Origin of the sequence: Pajaroellobacter abortibovis (assembly GCF_001931505.1) — a bacterium.
Taxonomy (GTDB): domain Bacteria; phylum Myxococcota_A; class Polyangia; order Polyangiales; family Polyangiaceae; genus Pajaroellobacter; species Pajaroellobacter abortibovis.
Genome location: NZ_CP016908.1, coordinates 314,650 through 338,584 on the forward strand (window position 1 = coordinate 314,650; position 23,935 = coordinate 338,584).

18 protein-coding genes and 1 tRNA gene are annotated in these 23,935 nt (G+C 46.0%); 12 read left to right on the forward strand and 7 right to left on the reverse strand.

The genetic code is table 11. The features are described 5' to 3' along the window. Positions 1–4: 4 nt before the first annotated feature. From secF to BCY86_RS01605, 5 genes are read left to right on the forward strand one after another with little or no spacing between them, the layout of a single operon-like run. Positions 5–1,192: a protein translocase subunit SecF gene (secF, locus tag BCY86_RS01585; protein ID WP_075276158.1), complete on the forward strand. Its 1,188-nt coding sequence runs from the start codon at positions 5–7 to the stop codon at positions 1,190–1,192. A 35-nt stretch (positions 1,193–1,227) separates the two neighbouring features. Further along, the gene (locus tag BCY86_RS01590; RefSeq protein ID WP_083604108.1) at positions 1,228–2,013 is read left to right on the forward strand and encodes an ABC transporter ATP-binding protein; all 786 of its coding nucleotides are present in this window, start codon (positions 1,228–1,230) and stop codon (positions 2,011–2,013) included. Between the two features lie 30 nt (positions 2,014–2,043). Next, positions 2,044–3,126 (forward strand): MlaD family protein, encoded by a 1,083-nt coding sequence (locus BCY86_RS01595; RefSeq protein ID WP_075276159.1) that lies wholly within the window; start codon positions 2,044–2,046, stop codon positions 3,124–3,126. Next, entirely contained in the window at positions 3,101–3,619 is a 519-nt protein-coding gene (locus BCY86_RS01600; protein ID WP_083604109.1) for a tetratricopeptide repeat protein, read from the forward strand. The genes BCY86_RS01595 and BCY86_RS01600 overlap by 26 nt, the downstream gene beginning before the upstream one ends. A gap of 32 nt (positions 3,620–3,651) precedes the next feature. Continuing rightward, positions 3,652–4,539: a DNA-methyltransferase gene (locus tag BCY86_RS01605; RefSeq protein WP_075277506.1), complete on the forward strand. Its 888-nt coding sequence runs from the start codon at positions 3,652–3,654 to the stop codon at positions 4,537–4,539. Here BCY86_RS01605 and BCY86_RS01610 read toward each other — a convergent pair. Then, positions 4,536–7,457: a TonB-dependent receptor domain-containing protein gene (locus tag BCY86_RS01610; protein ID WP_083604110.1), complete on the reverse strand. Its 2,922-nt coding sequence runs from the start codon at positions 7,455–7,457 to the stop codon at positions 4,536–4,538. The two genes, BCY86_RS01605 and BCY86_RS01610, sit on opposite strands and share 4 nt — an antisense overlap. A 116-nt stretch (positions 7,458–7,573) precedes the next feature. Continuing rightward, positions 7,574–7,649: transfer RNA gene (locus BCY86_RS01615), tRNA-His, on the reverse strand. 244 nt (positions 7,650–7,893) lie between these two features. Here BCY86_RS01615 and BCY86_RS01620 point away from each other — a divergent pair. Both BCY86_RS01620 and BCY86_RS01625 read left to right on the forward strand, forming a co-directional pair. Next, the gene (locus tag BCY86_RS01620) at positions 7,894–9,351 is read left to right on the forward strand and encodes a cache and HAMP domain-containing protein (RefSeq protein ID WP_075276161.1); all 1,458 of its coding nucleotides are present in this window, start codon (positions 7,894–7,896) and stop codon (positions 9,349–9,351) included. 31 nt (positions 9,352–9,382) lie between these two features. After that, positions 9,383–10,141 carry a HEAT repeat domain-containing protein gene (locus BCY86_RS01625; RefSeq protein ID WP_075277507.1) on the forward strand — a complete coding sequence of 253 codons (759 nt, stop codon included), beginning with the start codon at positions 9,383–9,385 and terminating at the stop codon, positions 10,139–10,141. 41 nt (positions 10,142–10,182) lie between these two features. On the opposite strand, the gene BCY86_RS01630 is transcribed toward BCY86_RS01625, so the two are convergent. The 5 genes from BCY86_RS01630 to BCY86_RS01650 form a co-directional block, all read right to left on the reverse strand. Continuing rightward, a complete protein-coding gene (locus BCY86_RS01630) occupies positions 10,183–10,971 on the reverse strand; it encodes a porin family protein (protein ID WP_075277508.1) in 789 nt (262 codons plus the stop codon). 125 nt (positions 10,972–11,096) lie between these two features. Beyond that, positions 11,097–12,098 (reverse strand): outer membrane beta-barrel domain-containing protein, encoded by a 1,002-nt coding sequence (locus BCY86_RS01635; protein WP_083604112.1) that lies wholly within the window; start codon positions 12,096–12,098, stop codon positions 11,097–11,099. Between the two features lie 280 nt (positions 12,099–12,378). After that, positions 12,379–13,509: a signal recognition particle-docking protein FtsY gene (ftsY, locus tag BCY86_RS01640; RefSeq protein ID WP_075276162.1), complete on the reverse strand. Its 1,131-nt coding sequence runs from the start codon at positions 13,507–13,509 to the stop codon at positions 12,379–12,381. 30 nt (positions 13,510–13,539) lie between these two features. Then, positions 13,540–13,812 carry a hypothetical protein gene (locus BCY86_RS01645; RefSeq protein WP_075276163.1) on the reverse strand — a complete coding sequence of 91 codons (273 nt, stop codon included), beginning with the start codon at positions 13,810–13,812 and terminating at the stop codon, positions 13,540–13,542. 3 nt (positions 13,813–13,815) lie between these two features. Continuing rightward, positions 13,816–14,418, reverse strand: a complete 603-nt coding sequence (locus BCY86_RS01650) for a hypothetical protein (RefSeq protein ID WP_156864980.1) — start codon at positions 14,416–14,418, stop codon at positions 13,816–13,818. A gap of 323 nt (positions 14,419–14,741) precedes the next feature. On the opposite strand from BCY86_RS01650, the gene BCY86_RS01655 reads away from it, so the two are divergent. The 5 genes from BCY86_RS01655 to BCY86_RS01675 all read left to right on the forward strand — a co-directional run bounded on the left by BCY86_RS01655 (position 14,742) and on the right by BCY86_RS01675 (position 23,854). Further along, positions 14,742–16,454, forward strand: coding sequence for a hypothetical protein (locus BCY86_RS01655; RefSeq protein ID WP_075276165.1), 1,713 nt, complete (start codon positions 14,742–14,744; stop codon positions 16,452–16,454). A 5-nt stretch (positions 16,455–16,459) separates the two neighbouring features. After that, on the forward strand, positions 16,460–20,278 hold the full coding sequence (locus tag BCY86_RS01660) for a tetratricopeptide repeat protein (RefSeq protein WP_172824769.1): 3,819 nt from the start codon (positions 16,460–16,462) through the stop codon (positions 20,276–20,278). An 80-nt stretch (positions 20,279–20,358) separates the two neighbouring features. Then, on the forward strand, positions 20,359–21,780 hold the full coding sequence (locus BCY86_RS01665; protein ID WP_075276167.1) for a hypothetical protein: 1,422 nt from the start codon (positions 20,359–20,361) through the stop codon (positions 21,778–21,780). 121 nt (positions 21,781–21,901) lie between these two features. After that, positions 21,902–22,189 (forward strand): hypothetical protein, encoded by a 288-nt coding sequence (locus BCY86_RS01670; RefSeq protein WP_075276168.1) that lies wholly within the window; start codon positions 21,902–21,904, stop codon positions 22,187–22,189. 156 nt (positions 22,190–22,345) lie between these two features. Continuing rightward, positions 22,346–23,854: an AgmX/PglI C-terminal domain-containing protein gene (locus tag BCY86_RS01675; protein ID WP_075276169.1), complete on the forward strand. Its 1,509-nt coding sequence runs from the start codon at positions 22,346–22,348 to the stop codon at positions 23,852–23,854. Positions 23,855–23,935: the final 81 nt, after the last annotated feature.

A 23,935-nucleotide genomic window follows, 5' to 3' on the forward strand; every position in this document is an offset into this window, starting at 1 on the left:
AAGAATGGAATTTTTTAAACCAGGACGCCAATTCGATTTTATGGCTCAGAGAAAGTTCTGGATTACGTTTAGCATTATCCTGTCGATAGGCTCGATGATTCTCTGTTTTTATCCAGGTCCTACCTATGGGACTGACTTTCGAGGGGGTACAGAGATCGAAGTCGCTTTTTTGAAACCCGTTGATGTTGCTGCTCTTCGTCATCAGGTGCAATCGATTGGGTTTACAAAACCCGATGTGGTTCAGGTTGTGGACCCTCAAAATCCTTACCGATTTTTGATACGTGTTCCTGAAATCACGATTCTCGATGAAGCATCTAAAGAACAGATCAAACAGTCGCTATGTTTAGCTTCCTCTACTAGTCCTGCTCAGGATCCTTTTCTCTGTCCACAAGGTGCTAGAGCGATCGAACTGAAATTTGGAGGAGGAGGGGATAAGATTCACGCTCGATATGAAGAAGAACCTGATCTATATGCGATCCGAGAACAGATTCAACGTGTTCCTATGGTGCACTTGCGGTCAGGGTCTGCAGGTCTAGAAAAAATGCAGGGTCGAGCAGGCTACCAAGTCGAGATTCAACTGCAGTCTAAGGGGGATCAGATTATGGAAGGGCTGAGGCGTGTTCTCGGTGCTGAAGTGGTTCCAGAGCAGGCGTTGCGTGTGGAATGGGTTGGACCCAAAGCGGGCAAACAGCTTCGGGATAGTGCGCGTAACTCGGTCGCTCTTGCCATTGCCTTCATTATGCTTTATCTTGTTCTTCGGTTTGATCTCCGTTTTGCTCCTGGCGTTGTGTTGGCTTGTGTCCATGATACTATGGTGGTCCTTGGCGTGTTCATTATTTTTAAGAAAGAAATCACCTTATCCACCATCGCGGCTGTTTTGACTGTCGTCGGCTACTCTATGAACGATACCGTTGTTGTCTATGATCGAATTCGAGAAAATTTAGGGAAATATCGTTCGAAGCCCTTTGCTGAAATTATCAACTTAAGTGTTTCTGAGACCCTATCGCGTACCCTTCTCACATCAGGTGCTACGATACTCAGTGTTCTTGCTTTTTTTATCTGGGGAACAGGGGTTATTAAAGACTTTGCTTTGGCTATGGTTGTGGGGATCTTAGCTGGGACGTATTCGAGTATTTATGTGGCGGCCCCTTTGACAGAATGGATTGATAGCCGTATCCGAAGGGCTTCTTAGACATTATCCTAATATGAGGTGGAAAAGTTATTTCTATGTCTTCTCGAGCTGATGAAGAAATAGCTGCTTTGATTGAATTTAAGTCTGTTAAGAAGCGGTTTGGTGCGAAGGAAGTATATCAAAATCTCTCTCTCTGCATTCGCAAAGGGGAGACTTTTACTGTTCTAGGCCCTTCAGGTTGTGGGAAGAGTGTCCTGCTCAAAATGCTGATAGGTCTCGTTCTTGTGGACCAAGGGGCGCTGTGGTTCGATGGACAAGACATTACGAAATTACCTGAGCACAGATGGATCGACATCCGGCGTCGGATTGCTTATCTATTTCAGAGTGCGGCCCTTTTTGATTCTCTCAATGTGAAAGATAATGTGGCCTATGGTCTTCGTGAGCTTTTCTGGAAGACGATGAGTGAAGAGGAAATCACTCAGAGGGTTGCGGAGTCTTTGAATCTAGTGGGACTCCCTGGAATTGAAGACATGTGGCCTAGCGATCTGTCAGGGGGAATGAGGAAACGTGTGGGGTTAGCGCGCACATTGGCGCTCCATCCTGAAGTGATCCTGTACGATGAGCCTACGACGGGTCTCGATCCTATCAATACAGCTCGAATTAGTTATTTAATCACTAAACTGCAGGCTTCGTTAAAGCTGACGAGCATTGTGATCACCCACGATATGAAGGTTGCGTTCGAAGTTTCGGATCGGCTTGCTATGTTAGGGAAGGGGGGGGTTCACAAGATTGGCGCGCGTGATGACTTCCATCATTCGCAAGATCCCTATGTGCGTGACTTCATTGAAGGGAGGGTCCCTGGTGAAAATGGGATATCATAGCAGACACACTTGTTTTATTGAGATGAAGCGATGCCAAATCGGATGAGAGTTGGAATTTTTGTTCTGATTGGATTGGGACTGGTCGGGTTCATTATTTTTATGATCGGAAGTACTCGCCGTTTTTGGGAGTCAAAGATCACTTATGTTGCTTCTTTCAATGATGTGGCTGGATTAAAGTCGGGTGCGCCGATACGTATGGGGGGGGTTGACATCGGTACGGTCGGTAGAGTGGGACATTCCGACAATATTGGAGATACACACGTTTATGTTGAACTCGCTATCGCTGAAACTGAATCGAAACGGATACGGGAAGATACAGTGGCGAGGATCGTGAATAAGGGATTGTTGGGAGATAAAATGGTTGAACTCACTCTTAGTGTCAGCGAAGCCCCTCCTCTCGATCCAACTCGTCCGCTTAAGACAGAAGAAACGATGGATCTTTCTCATTATATGACGCGGGTCGACGCAATCGCTCAAAAGACAGAGATGGTGATTGGTCATATTGAATCGGCTACGCGTGCATTTAGCGATGGTCAGATCACGGAAGATCTCAAGAAAACAACAGAACATGTCCGGGAAATTATGGAGGCACTCGCCCATCACGATAGCCCTCTTCATCGCTTAATTTTCGATGACAAGCAAGCCAAACAAGTGAGCCGCACCCTCACAAGCTTGGAAGAGTCAACAGGGCAGTTGCGCGTTATGCTCGCGAATTTAAATGAGATCAGTAAGAAAATACAGAAAGGGACCGGGTTTGTTCATAAACTGCTCGATGATGGTGAATTATCGTTGCATATTGCCAATTCTCTGAGCGCACTTGAACAGAATCTCAAAGCAGTTCAAGATAATAAGGAAGGGCTCGCCCACGCTCTGATTTATGGAGATGAACGGATAGGACGATGGCTGCAGGATATGACTGCGATGACTTCTGATCTCCAAGTAATCGTCAGAGATATCAAAGCAGGAAAAGGGACATTGGGCGGTTTGCTAATGGATCCTACGATTTATGAAGATGTTAAACGTACAGTTGGCACCGTAGAGAGCAACGAAATCTTGCGTGCCTTTGTCCGATATTCAATCCAGGCAGATGAATCGACTAGAACAAACCCATAATCGCACTGAGGTTTTGGATAAAGCTCACTGGAGTGCAGTAGAGGAAGTCATCGAATTATTTCATGAAGAGCATTTCTATCAAGCGATGAGGCAGTTGCATTCTATTCTTAAGGTGGATCCTCATAATCCATACGCGTATTATTTCCTTGGAATCGCTTTCTATGAGGTAGGTGAACTGGAAGCGTCGCGCGACGCGTACATGGCATGTCTCAGAGTAAGCCCAACACATCTAGGGGCACGCGTGGCGCTTTGCCATGTACTGCGTTCTTTAGGGGAATGGCGATCAGCGATTCGGGAAGGGATGGAGGCGTTTGCTCAAGCACCGGGTGATTCCGACGTGTTGTACGCGTTAGGTCTTGCCTATTTTGGGCATGGAGATGGCGCAGCCGCCCAAAAGTATCTTCGCGCCTTTCTGGAAACTTATCCTGAACTGGAAGTCAAGCTAGAAGTTGAGGTGATCCTCAAAGCGATGGAAGAATCTCAAGTCGAATAATGCGGGGGATATCTCTACGAGCGATCAAGAAGATGAATGCGCTGATTTCTGATCTGAAAAAAGGGAAAGTCTATTACGCTAACAATCTTTCTATCTTGGAGCAACTCCCCACAGAGTCGATCGATCTCATTTACATCGACCCTCCGTTCAATACGGGAAGAGAACAGAGTCGTTTTCAGCTTCAGACAGTTCAATGCGATCAAGGGGATCGACTTGGCTTTGGAGGGCGGCGGTATAAAACAGTTGCACTTGGGTCTTCTTCGTTTTCTGACGATTTTGAGGATTATTTGGGGTTTCTCGAACCTAGGTTTGTGCATGCTCATCGTCTCTTAAAGAGAACGGGAAGTTTTTATTTCCATATCGATTATAGGGAAGTCCATTACTGTAAAGTTCTTCTCGATCGCATTTTCGGTCGCAGTCAGTTTATTAATGAAATTATCTGGGCTTATGATTATGGAGGGAAAACCAAGAAACGGTGGCCTCCTAAGCACGATACGATTCTGTTCTATGTCAAGGATAACAAACATTATTTTTTTGATGGCACTGCTGTCGATCGAATTCCCTATATGTCTCCTTCTCTTGTGGGTGCTGAAAAAGCGGAGCGTGGCAAGTATCCGACCGACACCTGGTGGCACACCATTGTCAGCCCTACTGGAAAAGAGAAGTTGGGGTATCCTACTCAAAAACCGCTTGGTATTCTTCGTAGGATTGTTTGTGCCTCTTGTCCTGAGGGTGGAATTGCCTTTGATTTCTTTGCGGGGAGTGGAACATTAGGGGAAGTTGCCTTGAAAGAAAATCGGCGGTTTATTCTAGTTGATATCAATCCATACGCATTACAGGTGATGAAGCGCCGGTTCTCTTCTATCGAGGGTGTTGAGTTCTTTGAACCTGGAGGTGCTTTGAATCGGGTGATTGGTTAGAAAGTAAGTGTTGTGGAAACTAAGAGGGTGCGTCCATACCCTCGTACCGTTCGTTCGGTGAACGCTGGGCTCACAGGAATGTGGTAACGCCAATCGAAAACATTGTATATTCCAATGCTGTAGCGGAAAGGGATGTGAGCCGCTTCTCCTGAAAAGACTACATCCCATAGAACGTTTGGATTGGTCATTCCTTGGGGTTCAGTATCATGGATGCGATCGAATCGATCATAGCGTCCACTTTCCAATGTAAGTCGGGAGTTGAACATTAAGGTTTTATTAATAATGGGTCCACTCCCCTTAATGGAACCCATATGCTGAGGGACATTCGCTATCATACGGTGGTTCCCATTGTCGTTGATGTAGCTGGGTTGCTGGAGGCTATAAGTGGCAGCTATGGTCCATCCCTGTGCCCACTCGCGTCTCAATTCGAGTTCCCCTCCTAAATACAGTTTGGAAGAGTGAGCATTGCGGAACTGAAGGGGCGAGTTTTGGGTTCCTTCTCCTCGAAGAACAATAAAATGATAAATGGAGTTTGCGTAGGCAGCTATGATACCTGTGACTTTGGGAGAAAAATGGTGACTGAGTTCGATTTCTATAGAATACAGAGATTCCGGATTGAGACTGATATCCGAAAGGTGATATTTTGGATGAGAAGTATCTCGAGAACTACCCTGCTGAATGTCAGAACCGAAGCTTCTTTCGTAAAAAAGCTCGTAGGCGCTGGGTGCACGGAAAGCTTTTCCCCCCATGATCTTTAGATTGCCATCTGCATAAGGATGCCAGATGACTGCAATGCGTGGATTGAAGGAACCTTTAGAGGTTGAATAATAATCGAAACGGTTACCTAGATTGAGCTTAAACGAAGGAGAAAAAACAAAGTCGGCCATCAAATAGCCGGCTCCAATCCACAGCGTATCAGAACGATCAAGATAGGTCTCTTCCGTGTTCCATCCCGCCAGATCCATTTTGTAATGGTATTGGATTTCGCCACCTGCAGTGAATCGCATGTAGTTGAGAGGGGTCCACATTACCCGCTGTTCCATGCCTAGCCAGTTGCCATTAAATGTTTCTATAGAGGTGTCTCTATCGCTTTGATACATAAGGTGGCTTCGGAGATTGTATAAGTTGAGGTAGCTTCGGCTTAAGAGTTGCCATTGGGAATTGAGTTTAGGTTCAAATCGCGCTTCTAGAAATCCTCGCGCATCGATGAATCGGTTGTTTGGAATCCTCTTTTGCAAGTGAGGGTGCTTGATGAACACATACTTATCACGTGTGTTATAAAACCATTGGAGTGAAAAAGACTTGTACCACATTCGCCCTTCGATTGTGCCCGCGTTAAAATCGGGTTTTTCGTCGGCATCATTCCCAGAAATAGAGTCGAATTCCAGGCTTTTATGCACTCCTCCTACGGATGTCCAGAATCCAGCGTGAGGACTGAAATGCCATTGAGTTGTTGCGTGGCCACCACCGACCCCTTTACTGACTGTCGATAGATTGATCTCTTGGTGGGTTGGGAGATTGCGATGGTGTGTGACGAGGTTGATGACGCCTGCAAAAGCTCCCGTTCCATAAGACACAGAACCAGGCCCTCGAATGACTTCAATCCGCTCGATATCCTCTAAGTCTGTGCGAGCATCGTACCCCACCATCGAAGAACCGGTGTAGTTATTATTGGTTGGATGACCATCAAGCAGCACAAGGAGCCGATTCCCGTTGTTGCCAAGGGGGGAAATCCCTCGTACGCCTACGCTGGTATAAGCATTATCAAAGGAGAGGTAAATCCCTCGTATTCCGCGCACTGCTTCTGCAATAGACCAATAGCCCATTGCTCGAAGCTCTTGTGCTGTGATGACAGAAACGGAACTGGGTGCATCTTCGATCGACTCATCCATGCGGGAAGCAGCGAACACTTCTGCACTGGGGATCATTTCTAGGTCCAGCTTGGTCTGTTCCTCACTTTCGATACTAAAATTTCGCTCAATCGTTTGATATCCGGGTTGAGAGAGGCGAAGATGATGAATACCTACAGGTACTTTGACAACAGTGGGTGTGAAACCAACAAAACGACCATCAACTTCGATCAGGGTATCGCGTACACTAGTATTGATCACGAGATTCCCTGTGAATGGGGTAAGTACAGAGCGTAGCATATAAGTCTGACCTTCTTGTGTTAAGTTGATGGTGTTCTGTGAGCTGTGGAATCCTTCTTTAAAAAAGAAAAAGTTGTGAGAGCCTAAAGGGACGGAAAGCGTGCAAGGGGTCTTGCACGTGAGATGAGAGCTTGGTGTATCAACAGCCACCTGTACTTCTTCAGGAGAACTTGTGATTTGGACGGAGGCTGCGAGGGGAGATAACTTTAAAGAGACAGTTTTTTCTTCTCCTGCCTGCAGATGTATTGGTTGAGATTGAGCGGAATGAAAGCCTTCTGATTCGGCAATAATTACATAAGTGTCAGGTACTAACCCCAGAATTTGGGGGGTAGAACCCCAAGAGCCGAGATCCTTCCGATTGACGTAAAAAGGGATTCCTGGTGGGTCTGTGGCGACGTGAATAATCCCGATGTAAGGCTTGATCCGATTGATGGCCTCTAAGATCCGTTTCTGCAGTACGGGATTGATTTCCTCTGCAAGAGAGTATTGGTAATAACGAAAAGCATCGGGGTAGTTCAGTAAATTTTCATACGTCCTTGCAATGTTGAAGATGACATTGCGGTTGGGGACCAAGCGATTGGAGAGGAAGAAGTGTTCCAGTGCGCATTGATAGTCCTGCAGCTTGTAGCATTTGGTTGCTTTCTCGAAGTGCAGATTTGCTTCTGAAGCTAAATCTAAAACAGCTGACGCATTGCTTGCTTTGAGAGAGAGAAATAAAGATAACCAGAACGCAAGGAGAGAAAGAAACTGCTTAAAGAGAGCCATCATCAGAACCTAAAAGAGTCAAGGAACGATAAATGGATACAGCAAGTTGTTGGCATATATTATATGTAGTAGAATGACTGAGCAAAAATTCGCGTTCTCAATAAAAAAGCAAGCAATAGTGGGGCGACCGACGGGGATCGAACCCGCGACAACTGGAGCCACAATCCAGTGCTCTACCAACTGAGCTACGGCCGCCATAATCCATTTGATTGAACTCCTCCACCATACTCATGCTTGCTTCAGGTGCAAAGGGGAAGTTACCTTTCTTGAGATTTTTTCCACAAGCGATTGTGTACTTCCTGTAAATACTTGTGAGCCGTACAATCGAGTGATATTTTAAACGGACATTATCTATAGGGATGAAATATACTTCTACCTTCAACAGTTTTTTTGTTTATGAAAAATTTATTCTTTTTTAAGATCTAACATTTGAGGGTATATGCGAAGCAAGATCATCGCTTTAAACGCTGCGATTGTTCTATTGGTTGGTTTTTTATCATTGACGCTTGTCAATTCATCAGTGAGGCAAGCTGTCAATGACCCAAATCAACGACTTGAACTTGCACGCCGTCAAACCTTGGGTGCAGCTGCTCGTATTCAACTCGCAGTGTTGCAGGCAGAGCGATGGATGACTAGTCGAGGAAGAGAGCCTGCAACTCTTGAACCTTTAAAAAAGGCTGATCCCGCAGCTCGTGGCGATGCTGCAACTTTCTTTTGCGATACTCTCTTGGTGGATGCGAAAAGAGCGACTATCTTTGAAGGGATGGTCCCCTCTCTCGTTTTGATGGTGGATCAGGCAGGCAAGATTGTAGGTAGAAGTGGCTCTGGCTTGTCCCGAGGGGAAGAGATCACTTCTGTTTATCCTGCTCTCAAGGTGGCCATCACTTCTGGACAATCGGGATCGGATGTGTGGGCTAATGCCATCCGGAATGATCACTTCATTGTTTCTTATGCGCCTGTGTGGGGTGAGGCAGACAAGGTGGAGGGGCTCATTGTCCTTGCAGTGAATCTCAATGATGTGTTGTCTCTCGCGGATGATTCTGTTGCTGCAGAGAGTCGATTCGCTTTGCTTGCTGCGGACAAAGGGACGAGTTGGCGTGTTATTGGTGAGTCGACAGCCAAAGAGAAACCTAGTCTTCAAATCGACGATCAGCTTCAGAATGTGATCCAAGCATCCTTAAACAGCCGAGATGCTACTTCATTGATGGAAAGCGATAAAATAATTGCGACTATACCTCTGCAAAGCTTTGGAGATGGAAGGCATACTGTACTTGTTGCTTCTTTTTATCCTGTTCTCCTTAAAAGCTTTGCATTACCCATTTGGTGGATTACGGGTCTCGGTATTCTGCTGGTCATTATTGTGGGGGTCGCACTGGGGAACTCGATCATCCGTCCGATAAAAGTGCTGGAGGAAGGCTTGTTGGCAATCCTCAATGGCCATGTCGAGAAACGATTTGAGCTTAAACATGCTGAATTGGGTGGACTTGCATTCCGTCTCAATCAGCTTCTCGGTAAATTGATGGGGATTGAAGAAGATATGACCAATGAAGAAGGGCGTCCTTCTATGAGCCCGGAAGCGAGGCACTTTATGGATGTAATGTCCGTCGGTGACGTGTGGGGTCAGGAGCTTTTTCAAGGAGGGGGAAGTGTGGATAGCCAGGTAGTGGATCGTCTTGCCAAAGAAGATACAGAATCTTACTACTCTAGAATTTTTCGTGAGTATGTTGATGCAAAAACAGCTTTGGGTGAATCCGTAGAAAATATCACACGGGATGTCTTTGTGCGAAGAATCCAGGAAATGGAAAAAGAAGCAGAGCAAAAATTTGGGGCGCGGGTGCGCTATTGTATTCAACCCAGTGAAAAAGAGGTGATCTTCTTAGCGGTTGCGTTTCCCTAATCGCGTGTTTAAGGTAAAATATTGTACTCAGATGGTATGGTGGAATTTCGGTAAGAAAAAGAAAGAGAATCTTCCTCGAGAAGGGGAGAGCGCTCGCAAAGAAGAAGCTCTTGTTGCTCGTTGGCGGGAGCGTGTTAGCGATAGGAGGGCTCAGAGTTATGAGCGACAAGAAGCGATTGAAGCGCTGGCAAGATTGGGCACTCCAAAAGCAGGAATAGCACTTCTCAATCGATTTACCTTCACAGTGGATCCTTCTATTACAGATCAGGAAGAGAAGGAGGCTGCCTTTCAAGGGGTCATTCGGATTGGGAAAGAGGTTGTTACTGCAGTGAGGGGTTTTGGCAAAAAAGCGGAAAGTTTAGCCTGGGGGATGAAGATTTTAAAGCATCTTCTCTCGCCTGATGAATATGTGCAGGAACTTCTATTCTTTCTCGGGCAATGGGATACGGAGTACGCTAAGTTTGTTGATCCGAAGGTACAGCTCCTGACAGAGTTGGAGAATGTTAAAAATCCAGCAATCCCCAAGGCAGTGGAACCTTTCCTCCAAGACGTGCATGAACCTACCCGTTTTCATGCAGTCAGTGCACTGCTGGCGCAGGAAAATCAGAGTGCCCTTTTTCCCCTTCTTTCTCTGCTAAAAGTAGAGGAGAGTTTTCGGGTTAAAAATAAGATTGTCGAAGGACTAGCTCGCTGTCAGTGGCTCATCCCCGAAGAGGAAAGAGAAATGGTTCGTACGCACCTGATGCATGGTTATACTCTCCATGAAGAGGGCATCATCACCAAAGCGTGAAGCGGTTTCTGGGGAGCATTGCAAGTATGCTTTTTTCTAATTTAATCGCTGATCTGAATTTTTGAAGGGAATGAAAATCCTAAGAAAATTGAGAGCATCTGATTAAATTTGAAAGTGCGGTCGACAGCACTAATTTGATTGTCACATGTGTTTGGGTGAGGGGAGTCGCTTTTTGAATCAAAGCCGGACCGGTTCCATGAGAAGGGAAACGCGCGATATTCGACTCCAAAAGACAAAAAATGCGTGGGATAGAAGGTAAGCCCCATTCCAAAAGTGGGAGCGATTGCAGTGCGAGACGCTAGTTCAAAGGAGGCCGGATCTTTGCAATTAAGTTTCCCTTGGCTGCCACAGAAGCCTCTCTCCTTAATTCCTATGAATGCGGCCCCCCCATAAAAATAGACGTCTGTGTCGATAAACATCATTTCGAAGAGAGACATCTTGCCGCGAAAGGGAATGAAGCTAATTTGAGGGGTTGCCATCCAAACGATCTTTGAAGTCTGTTCCGCAAAACCAGAAGGGTTGATATTCAATGCTGTTTTTTCGTTGCGTACAGCAGTTTCATCAATTTGATCGGTCAAATGAGTTGTCATGCTGAGAGCCGTGTATCCTCCCCAGGCGCCTACGGCAAGCCAATCTGTTAAGTTATACTGAACCCTTCCTCCTGTAAGAAAGGTTCGTCGGTATTCATCGAGCAAAGTGAAAGAAGCGGTCGGGGCGATCTCTAAGCGACCTTTCCGGTAAAGGCGTAAGTTTCGAACAGCGGGGGCACCCTTTAATGGACCCGTAAGTTGGATTTCTTGCCCTTGTGCTGTGCGATTGCTGCCCAGCATCAAGCAGCCGAAGGCGAAAGCGTTTAATAAGAGGGAAATAAGGACTCTTCTTAAGAATACCATAGAGTTTCTTTTCTCTCTTTGGATCGAGAAACAAGACGGTAACGAAAAGGAAAAGTGAGTTCTCATTTGGGCAACCGATAGTCCCAATTAAATGGCAAGAAAATGCTGATGCCTAACTGAGCTTGTATGTTGTTTGTAAGATTAGTATTGCCATACCATGTGTTTGGATTTTGTTGTTGCGTTTGGGTGTTTGCAACCGTGAGCGCCTCGAGCTGTTCATTATAGATGTAATCACGAACCTCTAAAGTGGCTGCAAACCATCGATTGATGAAGATGCGCAGTCCTACACCCGCATTGCCTGCGAACTTAGGTTTAAAAGGAAAATTGCGGTTATCGGGGTCCATGATAGGAAGAGGTCGAGTGGAGATGGAACCTGCTCCAGCAACCATATAGATATCGTAGTTAAAAATAAATTTTCTTAAGCCAGCAAATTTTCCGTAAATCGGCACAAAGATCACGTTTGCATTTGCATTCCATTGATATTCTGTGAGCGGTACGGCGGTTCGTGTAGCACGTCTATTTTGAAAGTTGAAATCGTAGTCGATGTCAGCTCTTTGGTAAAGATTGCCGCTTAATCCAAATGCAAGCGTGTGTGTAACGTAAAAGTTAAGAGCAAGGCCAAGACCTGGGTGACTGATAAATTGATCGTTGAGTGAGAATGACCAGTAAGGCTGGATCTCGAGCCGGTAGGTTCGCAGTGCGTAGATCTGTTGAACCGTGTACACCTCGGACTGAATCTGGTGTTTTGCGAGGCTTTCTAAATCACTTTCTTTTGGACACGAAGCAGGATCTAACTCACATAGATTGTTGAGATTTTGTTCTCCCACAGGAGGTGTTTCGAGGGCAGCAGGTGTTGTTGGTGATGAATCAGGAGGAGTCGTGTCTTGAGAGGGGGATTCGGTTGCTTCACTTTTCGCTTTTTCCGGAGTCTCTTCAGAAACGCTCGGTGAATTATGGTGATGGCGATGATGTCCTGCATGGACTTTCTTTTTTTGAGCCAAAGCAGAAGAGGCAAGCAGCCCGAAGGCTGTAAAAAAGAGAAAACCTCTATAAGCTTGCTTCATCCTAATTCCTTTTCCACAGATGCATTTGCATTTTTAACACATGAACATGCTGACTGACTTTTTTATGAGTGCAAGTCAGTGTAGTATCTAGCTTTTGATTTATCTGATGGACCAATACACCCATTAAAAAAGCATAAATCAGAAAAGCATAAATCAGAAAAACTGTTTATTGACGCTAAGAAAATTAATTGAACAACCTCAACAATATCATGTAAATCTTTTTTTTCGCAAATGATTTCGTATGAAACGAAAAGGTCTTTTTTGGAACTGTCAACTGTCCTCAAGCCGCTCTTTCTCTAATTGGTTCTCGGCCAAAGAGGGCTTCCACAAAATCATCTGCATGGAACGGTTGTAAGTTTTCTACTCCTTCTCCCAAGCCAATGTAAAATACAGGAAGATGAAGCTCGTGACAGATTCGCAATAGAATCCCACCCTTTGCTGTACCATCCAACTTGGTGAGAATGATTCCTGTGACGTTCGCTACGTCTTTGAACGCCTTGGCCTGTTCGATTGCGTTCTGTCCAGTTGTCGCATCAAGCACAAGTAAGGTTTCATGGGATGCGCCTTCGGCTGCTTTTGCAATTGTCCGATGGATTTTGCGCATTTCGTCCATGAGGGGGACCTTCGTGGGTAGACGCCCTGCTGTGTCGATCAAAATGAGGTCAGTCTTGCTCTTTTTGCCTTCTGCAATGCTTTTGAAAATAAGGGAGCTTGGATCGGTTTGGGGCTGACCACAAATCACTTGAGCCCCTATGCGCTCACTCCAAATGGTTAATTGTTCACTTGCGGCTGCTCGAAATGTGTCTCCTGCTACAAGAAGAACTTTTTTCCCTTGCTGAATGAAGTGCGCTCCTAATTTTCCGATGGATGTGGTCTTACCTACTCCGTTGACTCCTACAAAGAGAACCACGGTAGGCTGTGCAACAATGGAAAGAGGGGGATGATCGATGGATAAAATGTGGCGAGCTTCCTCGCATAAAATAGCCCATATTGTATCTGGATCGGTCGCTACTCTTTGTCCTACTGCTTTACGAAGCTTGCTTAAGAGCATTTGGGTCGTTTGAACGCCTACGTCGCTAGTAAGCATAATCTCTTCCATTTTTTCTAGGAGGTCAGCGTCAATCGTGCGATGGCTGGCAAGCAAAGTGGAAAGACGACTAAAAAAAACTCCTCGAGCGGAAGTGAGACCTTTTCTTATCGCTTGGATCGCATTGGTTTGGGATTGTGAAGAAAGTACTTCCGTGGTCTGTGTGTAGACCATGTCTTCTGGTTTGGTCTTGAGGGGTGGTTCTCTTTTTGCGGAGGGGGAAACCTGTCGAATAGTCCGAGTTTTCTGTCTGAATTTCGGTATCGATAGGCTGGAGATGGCAATCAGGGCTCCTACCCCTAAGGCTATATATTCTGTATCCATACGTATAACTCTCGGCTTTTGGTTAACTCATTAAATGATATGGTAGAGAAAAGAGAAAGAAAGGGCCCCTTCGAGAAAGTCAACGAATACTTCTCGCTTGGTAAAATGAACTGCCGCTTCGTCGATACCGAAATCGGTTGATCCTTGCATGAGAATAGAATCGACCATTCCAGATCCTCTCTGCTGCTTTAGCTTTAAGTGAAGCGTTTTGTTTGGATATGCCAAGACTTTCCATGCGGATTCATAAGATCCAGGACCGCGCGTTATAAGCACCGATTTGCTTTTTCTAACCTGTTGAGGCATGTCTTAGGCTCCACATTTCATCTCGTCTGCTGCAAGACTTTGAAGACAAGACTTGTGAGGCAAATACTCCGTCCCTGCGCGGATGCAGTATCCTCCTGTGAGCCCTACGTCGGATGGACCAATCGAATTGATTAGTTGTTGACAGACAAACCCTTTCGGACATTCACAATAATTGGCTCCGTCGTTGGTTTTCCCATATACGTTGGCACATCGGCAGGAACAGTAAACAGCTTTGTCTGCAGTGCGATCCTTGCACTGGGAGCATACACCGCCTGCTACAGGGGTTTCTGAGTTGGGTACCTTGCAGCTTGTCTGTCCGTCAGGGGCTTTCCCTTGCTCATTTTGTCCGTAAGGGCAGGTGGTGCGCCCTCGAAAATGGTGCACTAAGCACGCGCGTGAGGGGCAGTCCATGCTTGCCGATTCGACACTGACTTCTCCTTCGCTAAACCCTGTGAAATTTGGATTGTATTCTTGTTCGGGGATGCAAGGATCTCCAATTCCTGAATGGGTGCATCCTCCTGCTGCGAACAGGCTGGTGACCAAGACGGCAAAAGAAAAAGTGAAAAAATAAACTAAGAATGTGTGTATTTCTCTCTTTAAGTGCATGTGTTTTGTCCAGCTGATGAGGAATGAAAGATTGTAGGAAGACTTGCTCCAGAAGGTCAGACAGGTTCACTTGAAGTTCGATGTTTGACTTAATGTGTGGAATAATGAACTCTTGACAGTGAAGAAGCTACCTGTACCATCGAGGCAGGCTTAATGTTAGTAGAACTTAAACTTTGTTCTCTGTTAAGCTGGTGAGATAGTGCTTGGAGAGAAGGTCAATCCTCTATCGTCGAGCAACGATGATGGAGAGTGGGCTCTCTTGCAAGCAAATGCTTGTTTATTGTTAAGTTGTGGCAACAGCAATGCCCGAGGAGTTATATGGAATGGCAAAAATAGAAGAACCTGTATTTCTTTTGGGTTTTGCTTTGATGTTGGTAAGTCATTCATTGTTTGCAGCTCCCCAAAAGAAAAATAGGTATGCTCCGCCCTCTCCAGAGCCATCTGTCGCTGCTTCTCCGCAAAGAGCACAACAAGAGGATCCGTCTTCAGAACCAAAAGAATCAGATGAGAAGCTGGTTTCTCGCCCTTCCACTGGAGGGATGATCCAACAAGCTACGGTTGCAAGGCATCTCCATGAAACAGGCAAATTATGGGAGGCCGCTGCTGCCCTTTCATCCGTAGCAAAAGGGGAGACGGGAGACGATGAACGGAGTCGACAGCTCGCTTCTTTCAATTTGGCCAAAGTGCTCTATGAGCTTCATTTTTATCAGGCTGCTTACAATATTTTTAGCTCCATTGCAGATAATCCTTCTCACATTAAATTTAAAGAGACATTGCTGTGGCTTGCTAAGCTAGCTGATGATCTTCCTGAGCCTGCAGGTGTTGCAGAACAAATCGGCAAGTATCAGCAGCAAGAATTGAGTCGTTTTAATAATCCGTCTCAGCAAGAAATTTATTGGAAGCTCCGCTACTATTTGGGCCGTTATGCATACGACCGCCAGCAATATGAGGACGCTATTCTGTTGTTTGATGGTGTTGAGCAGTCTTCCTCTTATTTTGCCCGTGCTCAGTTTTTTAAAGGTATTTCGAATGTTCAGTTGAAGAAATCTATTCCTGCTCTTGGAGCTTTTCAGCATGTTGTCGATGAAGCTGGGAATCAGGTGGAACTTCGTGACCTCGCTTTTCTATCGATGGCTCGGACTTATTATTCTGCTTCCATTTATGTCGATGATAAAAACGTCCCTACCATCGATGCGCAAAAGCTATCAGCCGCTATCAAATATTGGAATAAGGTTGATGTCGCTAGCGAGTACTGGTTAGATGCTCTTTTTGAGGAGAGCTGGGCGTATTTTATGGCAGGAGACTACGCGCGTGCATTGGGAAATATTCATACGATCAATGCCCCTTACTTCCCGAACGCATACTATCCTGAGGCAAAGATCATCAAAGCGGTTATCTATTTTGCCAATTGTCGTTATGAGGATGCAGCAAGTGTAGTTGCTCGCTTTCAGGAGGAGTATCAGCCGATTTATAAAGAGCTTTCAGAAGTGCTGGAGCGGTTTCAGGGTGAGAATCAAGAAGAAAACCTCTATCAGTTTTTGAAAAACGTGAAGGAAAACAAGGTTGCCTTGAGTCCAAAAATTAAACCAATTGTGGAGCTCTCCCTTTCGGATCGTCAGCTTTTGCGCCATCTGAATTACATCAATATGTTGGAGGAAGAGAATAAGCGTTTACAGGCGGCTCCTACATCCTTTCGGAAGACGGGTGCAAACCAGGAGATTCAAGATGCAGTGCAGCACGCTCGGGCAGCAGCAGTGAAAAAGATAGGTCAGTTGGTGGTGGCTAGATACCAGCGTAACCTGGATGAATTAAATGAGCAAATTCGCAATAGTTCGAAGATACAAATTGATGTTATTGCTGCGCGGAGAAACCAACTCGATGAAGAGACAGCAAGCATGCGCGTCAGTGCGGATGACTCCAAACGAAACATTGTTAAGACAGATTCAGAACATGAAATCTGGAGGTTCAATGGTGAATATTGGAGAGATGAACTTGGTTTTTATCGCACGACGATTCCATCTCAATGTGGGCAGTGAATCCAATGAATAAATTTATGTTTGACGGACTCCGAAATACTGGAAAAAAGTGGGTAGTGACTGCTGTAGGAGCTCTTCTGTGTTGTGGGATGGTGGCTCCTCTTGAGGCAGCAGAATCTCAGATATGTGTTGCTCCAGTAGCTTCGCAAAATGTATGCGCAGAAACCGTTCCTCTCAAAGCGTTTAGTCCTGGGCAAATGGAGAGGATGAATATGCAAACGGTTGCCCCTCAACAGCAAAAGAAGGACTTCACCAAGCCTGGAGCTCCCACTGTAGATGTTTCTGCCCAACGCGATGAAAGAAAAAAAGGGATGGCGGCTCGTCAACGCTCTCTCTTAATTGCGGAACTCCAACAGACAGAGAATCTGTTTAAGAATACTTCCAAGAAAGCTCCTGATCGCGTTACAATTGCTCGTCGTCTCGCAGAGACCTATGTGGAGCTTGAGAATGCGGCTTTTCGCGATAAAATCAATGCAGAAGTAGATCGCGATAAGGCAAGAAATGATCAAAAGTTAGCTGCTCAGAAAGAGACTCTGGTCAATCAAGCTGGAGCTGTGATGAAGGCGGCTAACAGGAATGCAATCCGATATTATGCTCTCATCAAAGATGAGTATTCTTCTTACTCAGAGATCGATCAGGTCCTTTACTACTTGGCTTATGAGTATGAGCAGGTGAATGATTATGAGCATGCTCAAAAAACGTATGAGGAGCTTGTTGCTAAGGCTCCTAAATCAAAATGGATCCCCAGCGCTTATTTCGCATTGGGAGAGCTCTCCTTTTTTCAAGCCCAAAGCAATCCTGCGCAATGGAAAGTGGCTTTAGGGTACTACGGTAAGGTCCTAAACTATCCTCCTCCGGAAAATAAACTGTATGGATATTCCTTATACAAAATGGCCTATGTTTTCTGGAATACGGGGAGGGAAGATAAGGCGATCGAATCTTTTAAAAAGGCGATCACTTATGCAATGGAGTATCCGCAGGTGTCTGGGTCGTCCCAGCTGCTCGATGGAGGACGGAGAGATATCCTCGCAGTCTATGCGGTGCATAGAACTGCTGCGGGGGCATACCGTTTCTTTCGTCCGCTTTCTGGGGATGGAGTGGGATCTGCGAAAAAAACACTCTCGATGTTGAATGACCTTGGGCAGCATTATTTAGATACTGGCCGGTATGAAGAGGCTATCGCCATGTATCGAGATCTGATCGCTCGAGACAAGGGAGGGGACCTTCAATGTATGTATTCCGTTCATATTGCAGAGGCGACGATTGCTCTGCAAGCGCGGCGTAAAGATCTGATCGCTGCGTCTTTCGAATCGCTGTTAAAGCAATACCGAGAATTTAATAATGCTTCTCATCCCACCGAAGCAAAGCAGGAATGTGCAAACCGTACTGCAGTGCTCATTACAGAGACGGCGATGAGTTGGCATATTGAAGCGGTCGGTTCATCAGGTAGGCCTGGCACTTCTGACCCTCAAGCGATTGCGCTTGCTACTCAATTCTACAAGAGAATTTTGGATACATGGAAACCGCAAGAATTTGCTACTTTTAAGTTTAATAATGTGCGTGAAGAGGATTGGCCTACACTTCACAAAATTAAATATGCTGCTGCTGATCTTCTTTACTTTCAGAAGCAATGGGATCAATGCGGTCCCGCTTTTGATGAAGTTGTGATGGACGATCCCAAGGGGGTAGATGCTCCGGAAGCTGCTTTTGCTTCGTTGCTTTGTTACCAGAATATGTATGAACGATCTCATGCTCAGAGGAGCGATCGGAAGGGGGCAGGCTGTTTTCCTGGGCAGAAAAATACGAATAAGCCTTCCGAAAAAGAAAAGCGAAAAGGAAGTGCAAATGCTCCAAAATGGCAAAGTGTGGCTCTTACATCGAACCAAATACGTATGATCCGAGCATTTGATCGGTATCTTTGCTATATTAATCCAGATTCCGCGGATAAGCGAACTCAGGAGCAGTGGATCTCTATCCAGTATGCTCGTGCTAGAATCTATTTTGAAGCGAGGCATTGGGAAGAAGCAGCAGCTGGATTTAAAGAGATCGCTTTTCGCTATCCGGACAATGAAGCAGGCATTTTTGCTGCCCAGCTTTATCTGGAAAGCATCAATGTGCTCGCTTCTCATGGAACACCGCCTCGCACGGCTTGTTTTGGTGAAATGGAGACGGATGTGGGGCAGCTTTTGGCCTTGTATTGTTCTAATTCTTCCTCAAAGAGCAGTACAGCAACCCCGGATCAGTGCTCTGGCCTAACGCGCGTTCATATCGACTTGCAGCGTATGAGAGCGCAACAGACGATTGAATTAGCAGATAAAGGGGGACCCGATGCGCTGAGTACGTATGAGAAGGGGGCTGGCATGTATCTGGATATTTTCCATCAATATTGCCAGCAAGGGTCTGTGAATTCGGATTATCGTTGTGATGAACTTGTGTATAACGCTGCGCGGGCTTATCAAGCGGGCAGGTTGTTGGCGAAGGCAATTGCTACCAGGATGATTTTGCTTAACACAAAAGGGTTTGAGCATTCACCTCTTGTGAAAAGCGCTGTCTATGAAATAGGAGGAAATTTCCAAGCGATTGCTGTTTACGATCAGGCTGCTAACTGGTATGAGCGCTATCAACACATGGATCCGCATGGGAAGGATGCTGAACGAGCTCTTTCGGATGCAGTGCTTCTTCGGCTCGGTTTAGGAGATGAGGAGAAGGCGCTTGATGATGCCACTCATTTTAGAAAAACGTACGGGCAATCGAAACCTTTGCAGGCTGCCTCTGTCGTTTTTGCTGTGAGTCTGCATTACGCCAAAAAGGCTGAAAAAGGTGATAAAAATAGCTTGTTTAATTGGGAGCAGGCGCGGGCTAACCTCACGAGGGGGAAAGGTTTGTTTGCGAAAGCGCCGCCTGATGTTCAGATACAGGCTCACAGCATATTAGCTCGAGCTTATACGCACCTTCATTGGGATCCTCAAGCAGCTCAGGAATATGCAATTGTCAGAGGTTCCTGGAAAGATCCGAATGCTTTGGTGCAGAAGATCAATCAAGCCTATCCTTCAGAGACAGAGGAGCAAAGGCAGCGGCGTATCGGAAAAACATTGGATGCTGTAGGTGAAGCTCTTTTTCAAGAAGCAGAAAAACAGAAAAAAGCACGTGTTGATGTACTTCATTTCCCTGAGTACAGAGGTCCTGGTACCAAGGATAGTGTATTGAAACATATCAATACGAAAGTAAAAGCTTGGATTACGAAAAAGATCCCCGCTATTGAGAAGGTGTCTTCTTTCTATACCAAGATCCTTAACTTAAAGCCGGAACCCCCTCCACGATGGGTAATTGCTGCTGGTTCAAGGGTTGGGTTTATGTGGGGCGATCTTGTGGATGATTTTCGCAGAGCTCCTATTCCTGAGGCATGGAAGAAAGATGCTGAGATCCGAGGGATTTATTACGATGCGTTGGACACTCAATCGGAGCCTATTAAAGCGAACAAAGCAAAACCCGCTCTTGTCACATGCCTCAACTATTCTTTGAAGTTTCAATATTTCGATCAGATGTCGCGCAGTTGCGAAGAATGGTTGGCAAAAAATTACAAGGCAGAGTACCACGTTATCGATGAATTACGCGGCTCTCCTACTCTGGCCAATCCAGGTATAGAAGGGATTTTGCAACCAGTGGGGGTGGAGGGAAAACCGGCTTTCATGACTACTTTGTTCCTCCCTCTCACTCCTGAGCAATGGAGAAGTACGTGGCACGTTGGCAGCGATTCTTCGTATGCTTGGTTCTTTCAACTTGCTTTTCCGAGAATGAATGGAGCACGTTCACATGGATTGTGAGTGGTGAGGTGCAGTTTAAAATCATTCGGTTGAGATAGGAATTCAATAGGATAAAGACCAAAAAAGAGGAATTGAGTTCGATGAATTTGTATGCTTATATAAGGATTAAAGAGCGCTTGCGGGGTGGAGTTTGGATGTCGTTGGTCCTCTCTGTTTGCTTTGGATGTGGAAGCGCAACCTCTAAAGCAACTGGAGTCATCGTTGCTTCTCAGGCTGAACCTCCGGCTTCAAAGAAAGATCAGGCTTTGTTTTCAGCAGCTCTTAACGAATTCCTTCAACTGGACAAGCAGCAGAATGGGCAACCTGCGAATGAAGTTTGTGAGAAAATTGCTGGCTCGTTTGAGGGGATCGAGCAGGAAAGCCATTCGGAGGCAGTAAGACTGAGAGCGCTTTACAATGCTGGTCTTAGCTATACACGTTGCCATCAGGATCAAAAAGCGATTCATTATTTTGACAGGGTGTTGGAAAGAGACCCTAAGTTTCATTATGCTCGCGCACAAAGGGCGCTTTCTCGTTATCGTATAGATTGGGATAAGGATGCAGCGATTGCAGAGCTCAAACAGGCTGTGCTCGATGCGCAATTCCAAAATGTTGCTGCTCTCGTTGATCTAGCTACGATTCAGATGGAGCGCGATGGCTCCATAGAGGACGGCGACTGTAAAAATGATATGGAATGCGCCAAGAAAAATATTCAGCGCGCGCTTGCCATTGAAGACAATTACATGCCGGCATTGAATCAGTTGGCGCTCTATTATTATAAGCAAGCCGACCGATCGAGCGGGGATACTGGAAACAAAAGGAAGAATCAAGTTGGAGGGATGACAGGAGAAAAGGGAAATATCCAGCAACTTGAACTTGCTGCTCTCGTTTGCTCTCAGGCCATCCTGAAAAATCCGAAGTATGCTCCTATTCACAATACAGCGGGTTTGGTCCAGGTATCTTTGGGTCTTATCACTGGAGCTGTAAGAGAGTTTTCAATCGCGACTCAATTGGATCCTAGCTTTTTTGAAGCTTGGATGAATTGCGCGGCGGTTAATCTTTCTTTCCGGGGGTTCGAGCAGGCTCAAGTGGCTTATCAAAAAGCGATTCAAATTAACCCAAATAGCTATGAAGCTCACCTTGGGCTTGCATTGGCGTTTCGAGGACAGATCAATGATGCTAATGCAGATCGGCAGCTTGTATTGGTTCAATCTGAGTTAGATACAGCTAAAAAACTGGAACCTGATCGTGCGGATACATATTACAATGAAGGAATTTTTATCCAGGAGTACAAAGCGAAAGGGGGGGATAAAGCAAAGACGATCGCGTCGTTAGAAGAGGCAAAGAAGAAATTTCAACAGTTCATTGATAAAGCTACGCCTCATCATGAGACGTATGAAGAAGCGATCAAGTTGGCCAATGAGCGGATGCAAGATATTAGCGATACCATTCAGTTTTTGACTCCTACGCCGGAGTCCCCAGCCGGTGGGGAAGCTGTGCAGTTCCATCCTCCAGCTTCCTGATAGAGTTTCATGGAATTTTGTTGGGGTTTTTATGGAAAGGCAATATCTACAAGAGAACGTTTACAATGCAGTCGATCTTTATTAAAGGTAACATTTTCTATGGAAAAATTAAGGTAATTCAATGAAAAAGCCATCTTTTTTGTTTTTTTGGTTAGGAAGCATTGCACTTCCTTTCTTGGTGAATGCAAGAGCTTCTGAGGCACAGGTCGCTGTAACAAATGGGAAAAGTGCTGCAGCTGATGCAAAAGAGGGGTATGGCTATACCTTTTCAGACGATCCGCTTATGGCTGGGGGGTTGAGCCCAAATGATGCCAAAATTCGAGTTCGCTCTGGGCCTGTACGCACTCTATTAATCCGTCCCCGCTCTTCTTTTATTCCAGCAATGTTGAAGTCGGTTGAGAATTTATAGTTTGCTTTGTTCTAGAAGAGAGGATCCTAGTCACTCTCCTCTAGACCTCTAGAATAGATTATAAGATTAACGATGGCATCAATGCTACGAGTAAGAATGCAATGGAGTACTTATCGTTATCTGTTGGGCTTATTTGAATCAAAAGGAGAATGACTTTTGCACCTTGCTGGGCCTTCCCGCTCGTCTCTTCATACAAGAGACACCCTCGATGTATCTTCTAGTTACAGGTTTTTTAAAACGAAGCCTGAGCTCAGCAGAGAAGCGACCGAGGTTTCAGAGAAGACTGCAATAGAAATTTTGGTTGCGTGGGGAACGCATGTCCTCGAAGTGTTCGAGCTTTCTCCCCCTCGGCCTTTTTTTCTCGGATCAAGGTCCAAAAAAGGGGAAGTGTGTGACTATTTTTGTCCTACTGAGCGGTGGGTGGGGATTGCGCGTATTCCTTTAATTGTTGTTGCGAGTGGAACGTCTCATGTAGTGATCTTCCAGCAGGCAAAAGGGTGGGTTGAGGCTTCCGGAGGCAGCCGCAAGACATTTCGTGAAATGATCGAAGGAGGAACCGCGAGTCCTTCTTCTGATTGGAGTGGAGCTTATGAGCTTCCTATTGCTCAAGGCATGAAGATCCACATGGAATTTGAAGGGGGGTTGATTTTTGAAGTGCGTGGGGTGGCTCCGGGACGTCCGATAGGTACGGGACTTTTCCCCAATTTTGATCCTTCCGCATATTTTTATTCGAGCCTCTCGTTTCTGTTCCATGCAGGATTGATTGCGGCTTTGGCTTTTTTGTTGCCTCACCGAGAAATGGAGGATGCAGGAGAATCTCATCATGACCAAATATTGCTGATGCAGAAACTGCTTACAGCTGCGGCTACGCGTGAAGAAAAAAAGCCAGAACCAGCTGACCAGAAACAGCAGGCTGGGGATCAGAGCAAGACAAGCAAGAAAAGTGGTAGTGGTGTGACAAGTACCAGGACTCCTGTCGTGACTGGGGGTGGAGGAGGAGGTGGATCCTCTGCCCGTCAATCGGCTTTCAAAGAGGCTACGCAGTTCGGAATGGTCGGTCTGTTGGGTTCGACTGGGTTGGGAGCTACTATGAGTGGGGCAGCATCCCCCTGGGCCACAGGAAATATACCGGTTGCCTCTTCTGGCCAAAGTTCTAGTATGTGGGGAGGAGGGATCGGTGAAGCTACAGGGGGAGGACTCGCTCTTTCTGGTGCAGGACAAGGGGGTGGTGGATTAGGGCAAGGGATTGGTGTGGGTGGCATTGGTACAGTAGGACATGGAGCAGGAGGGGGTGCTGGAGGGGGTCCTGGGGGAAAAATTGGGGGCTCTCACCAAACTAGAACGCCTGTGCTTCGTCAGGGTGAGACGCAGGTTACCGGTCGGCTCCCCCCTGAAACCATTCAGCGTGTTGTCCGACGAAACTTCGGTCGCTTTCGTCTCTGCTATGAGGAAGGATTGCGCGGGAATTCGTCGCTGCAGGGTAGAGTTGTTGTTAAATTTGTGATCGATCGAGCGGGTAATGTGGTGACCACTTCAGATGGAGGTTCCGAAATTCATGATCCCGGTGTCATTTCTTGTATGTTGCGCGCTTTTTCGAGCCTCTCTTTTCCTAAACCGGAGGGGGGTATCGTGACGGTGACATATCCTATTTCCTTCAGCCTTTAGGTCTTTTTATGAAAAATTTCGGAGTTCTCTACACTGTCCAGCTTTTCTGGTTCATTAGAGAGCATGCATGTCATGCTATCT

Coding starts and splice junctions, on each gene's coding strand:
- BCY86_RS01655 (WP_075276165.1), top strand. CDS start 14,742: ATGGCAAAAATAGAAGAACCTGTATTTCTTTTGGGTTTTGCTTTGATG.
- BCY86_RS01605 (WP_075277506.1), top strand. CDS start 3,652: ATGAATGCGCTGATTTCTGATCTGAAAAAAGGGAAAGTCTATTACGCT.
- secF (WP_075276158.1), top strand. CDS start 5: ATGGAATTTTTTAAACCAGGACGCCAATTCGATTTTATGGCTCAGAGA.
- BCY86_RS01635 (WP_083604112.1), bottom strand. CDS start 12,098: ATGAAGCAAGCTTATAGAGGTTTTCTCTTTTTTACAGCCTTCGGGCTG.
- BCY86_RS01650 (WP_156864980.1), bottom strand. CDS start 14,418: ATGCACTTAAAGAGAGAAATACACACATTCTTAGTTTATTTTTTCACT.
- BCY86_RS01630 (WP_075277508.1), bottom strand. CDS start 10,971: ATGCTGGGCAGCAATCGCACAGCACAAGGGCAAGAAATCCAACTTACG.
- BCY86_RS01625 (WP_075277507.1), top strand. CDS start 9,383: ATGGTATGGTGGAATTTCGGTAAGAAAAAGAAAGAGAATCTTCCTCGA.
- BCY86_RS01600 (WP_083604109.1), top strand. CDS start 3,101: ATGAATCGACTAGAACAAACCCATAATCGCACTGAGGTTTTGGATAAA.
- BCY86_RS01670 (WP_075276168.1), top strand. CDS start 21,902: ATGAAAAAGCCATCTTTTTTGTTTTTTTGGTTAGGAAGCATTGCACTT.
- BCY86_RS01665 (WP_075276167.1), top strand. CDS start 20,359: ATGAATTTGTATGCTTATATAAGGATTAAAGAGCGCTTGCGGGGTGGA.
- BCY86_RS01595 (WP_075276159.1), top strand. CDS start 2,044: ATGCCAAATCGGATGAGAGTTGGAATTTTTGTTCTGATTGGATTGGGA.
- BCY86_RS01620 (WP_075276161.1), top strand. CDS start 7,894: ATGCGAAGCAAGATCATCGCTTTAAACGCTGCGATTGTTCTATTGGTT.
- BCY86_RS01645 (WP_075276163.1), bottom strand. CDS start 13,812: ATGCCTCAACAGGTTAGAAAAAGCAAATCGGTGCTTATAACGCGCGGT.
- BCY86_RS01660 (WP_172824769.1), top strand. CDS start 16,460: ATGAATAAATTTATGTTTGACGGACTCCGAAATACTGGAAAAAAGTGG.
- BCY86_RS01610 (WP_083604110.1), bottom strand. CDS start 7,457: ATGATGGCTCTCTTTAAGCAGTTTCTTTCTCTCCTTGCGTTCTGGTTA.
- BCY86_RS01590 (WP_083604108.1), top strand. CDS start 1,228: ATGTCTTCTCGAGCTGATGAAGAAATAGCTGCTTTGATTGAATTTAAG.
- ftsY (WP_075276162.1), bottom strand. CDS start 13,509: ATGGATACAGAATATATAGCCTTAGGGGTAGGAGCCCTGATTGCCATC.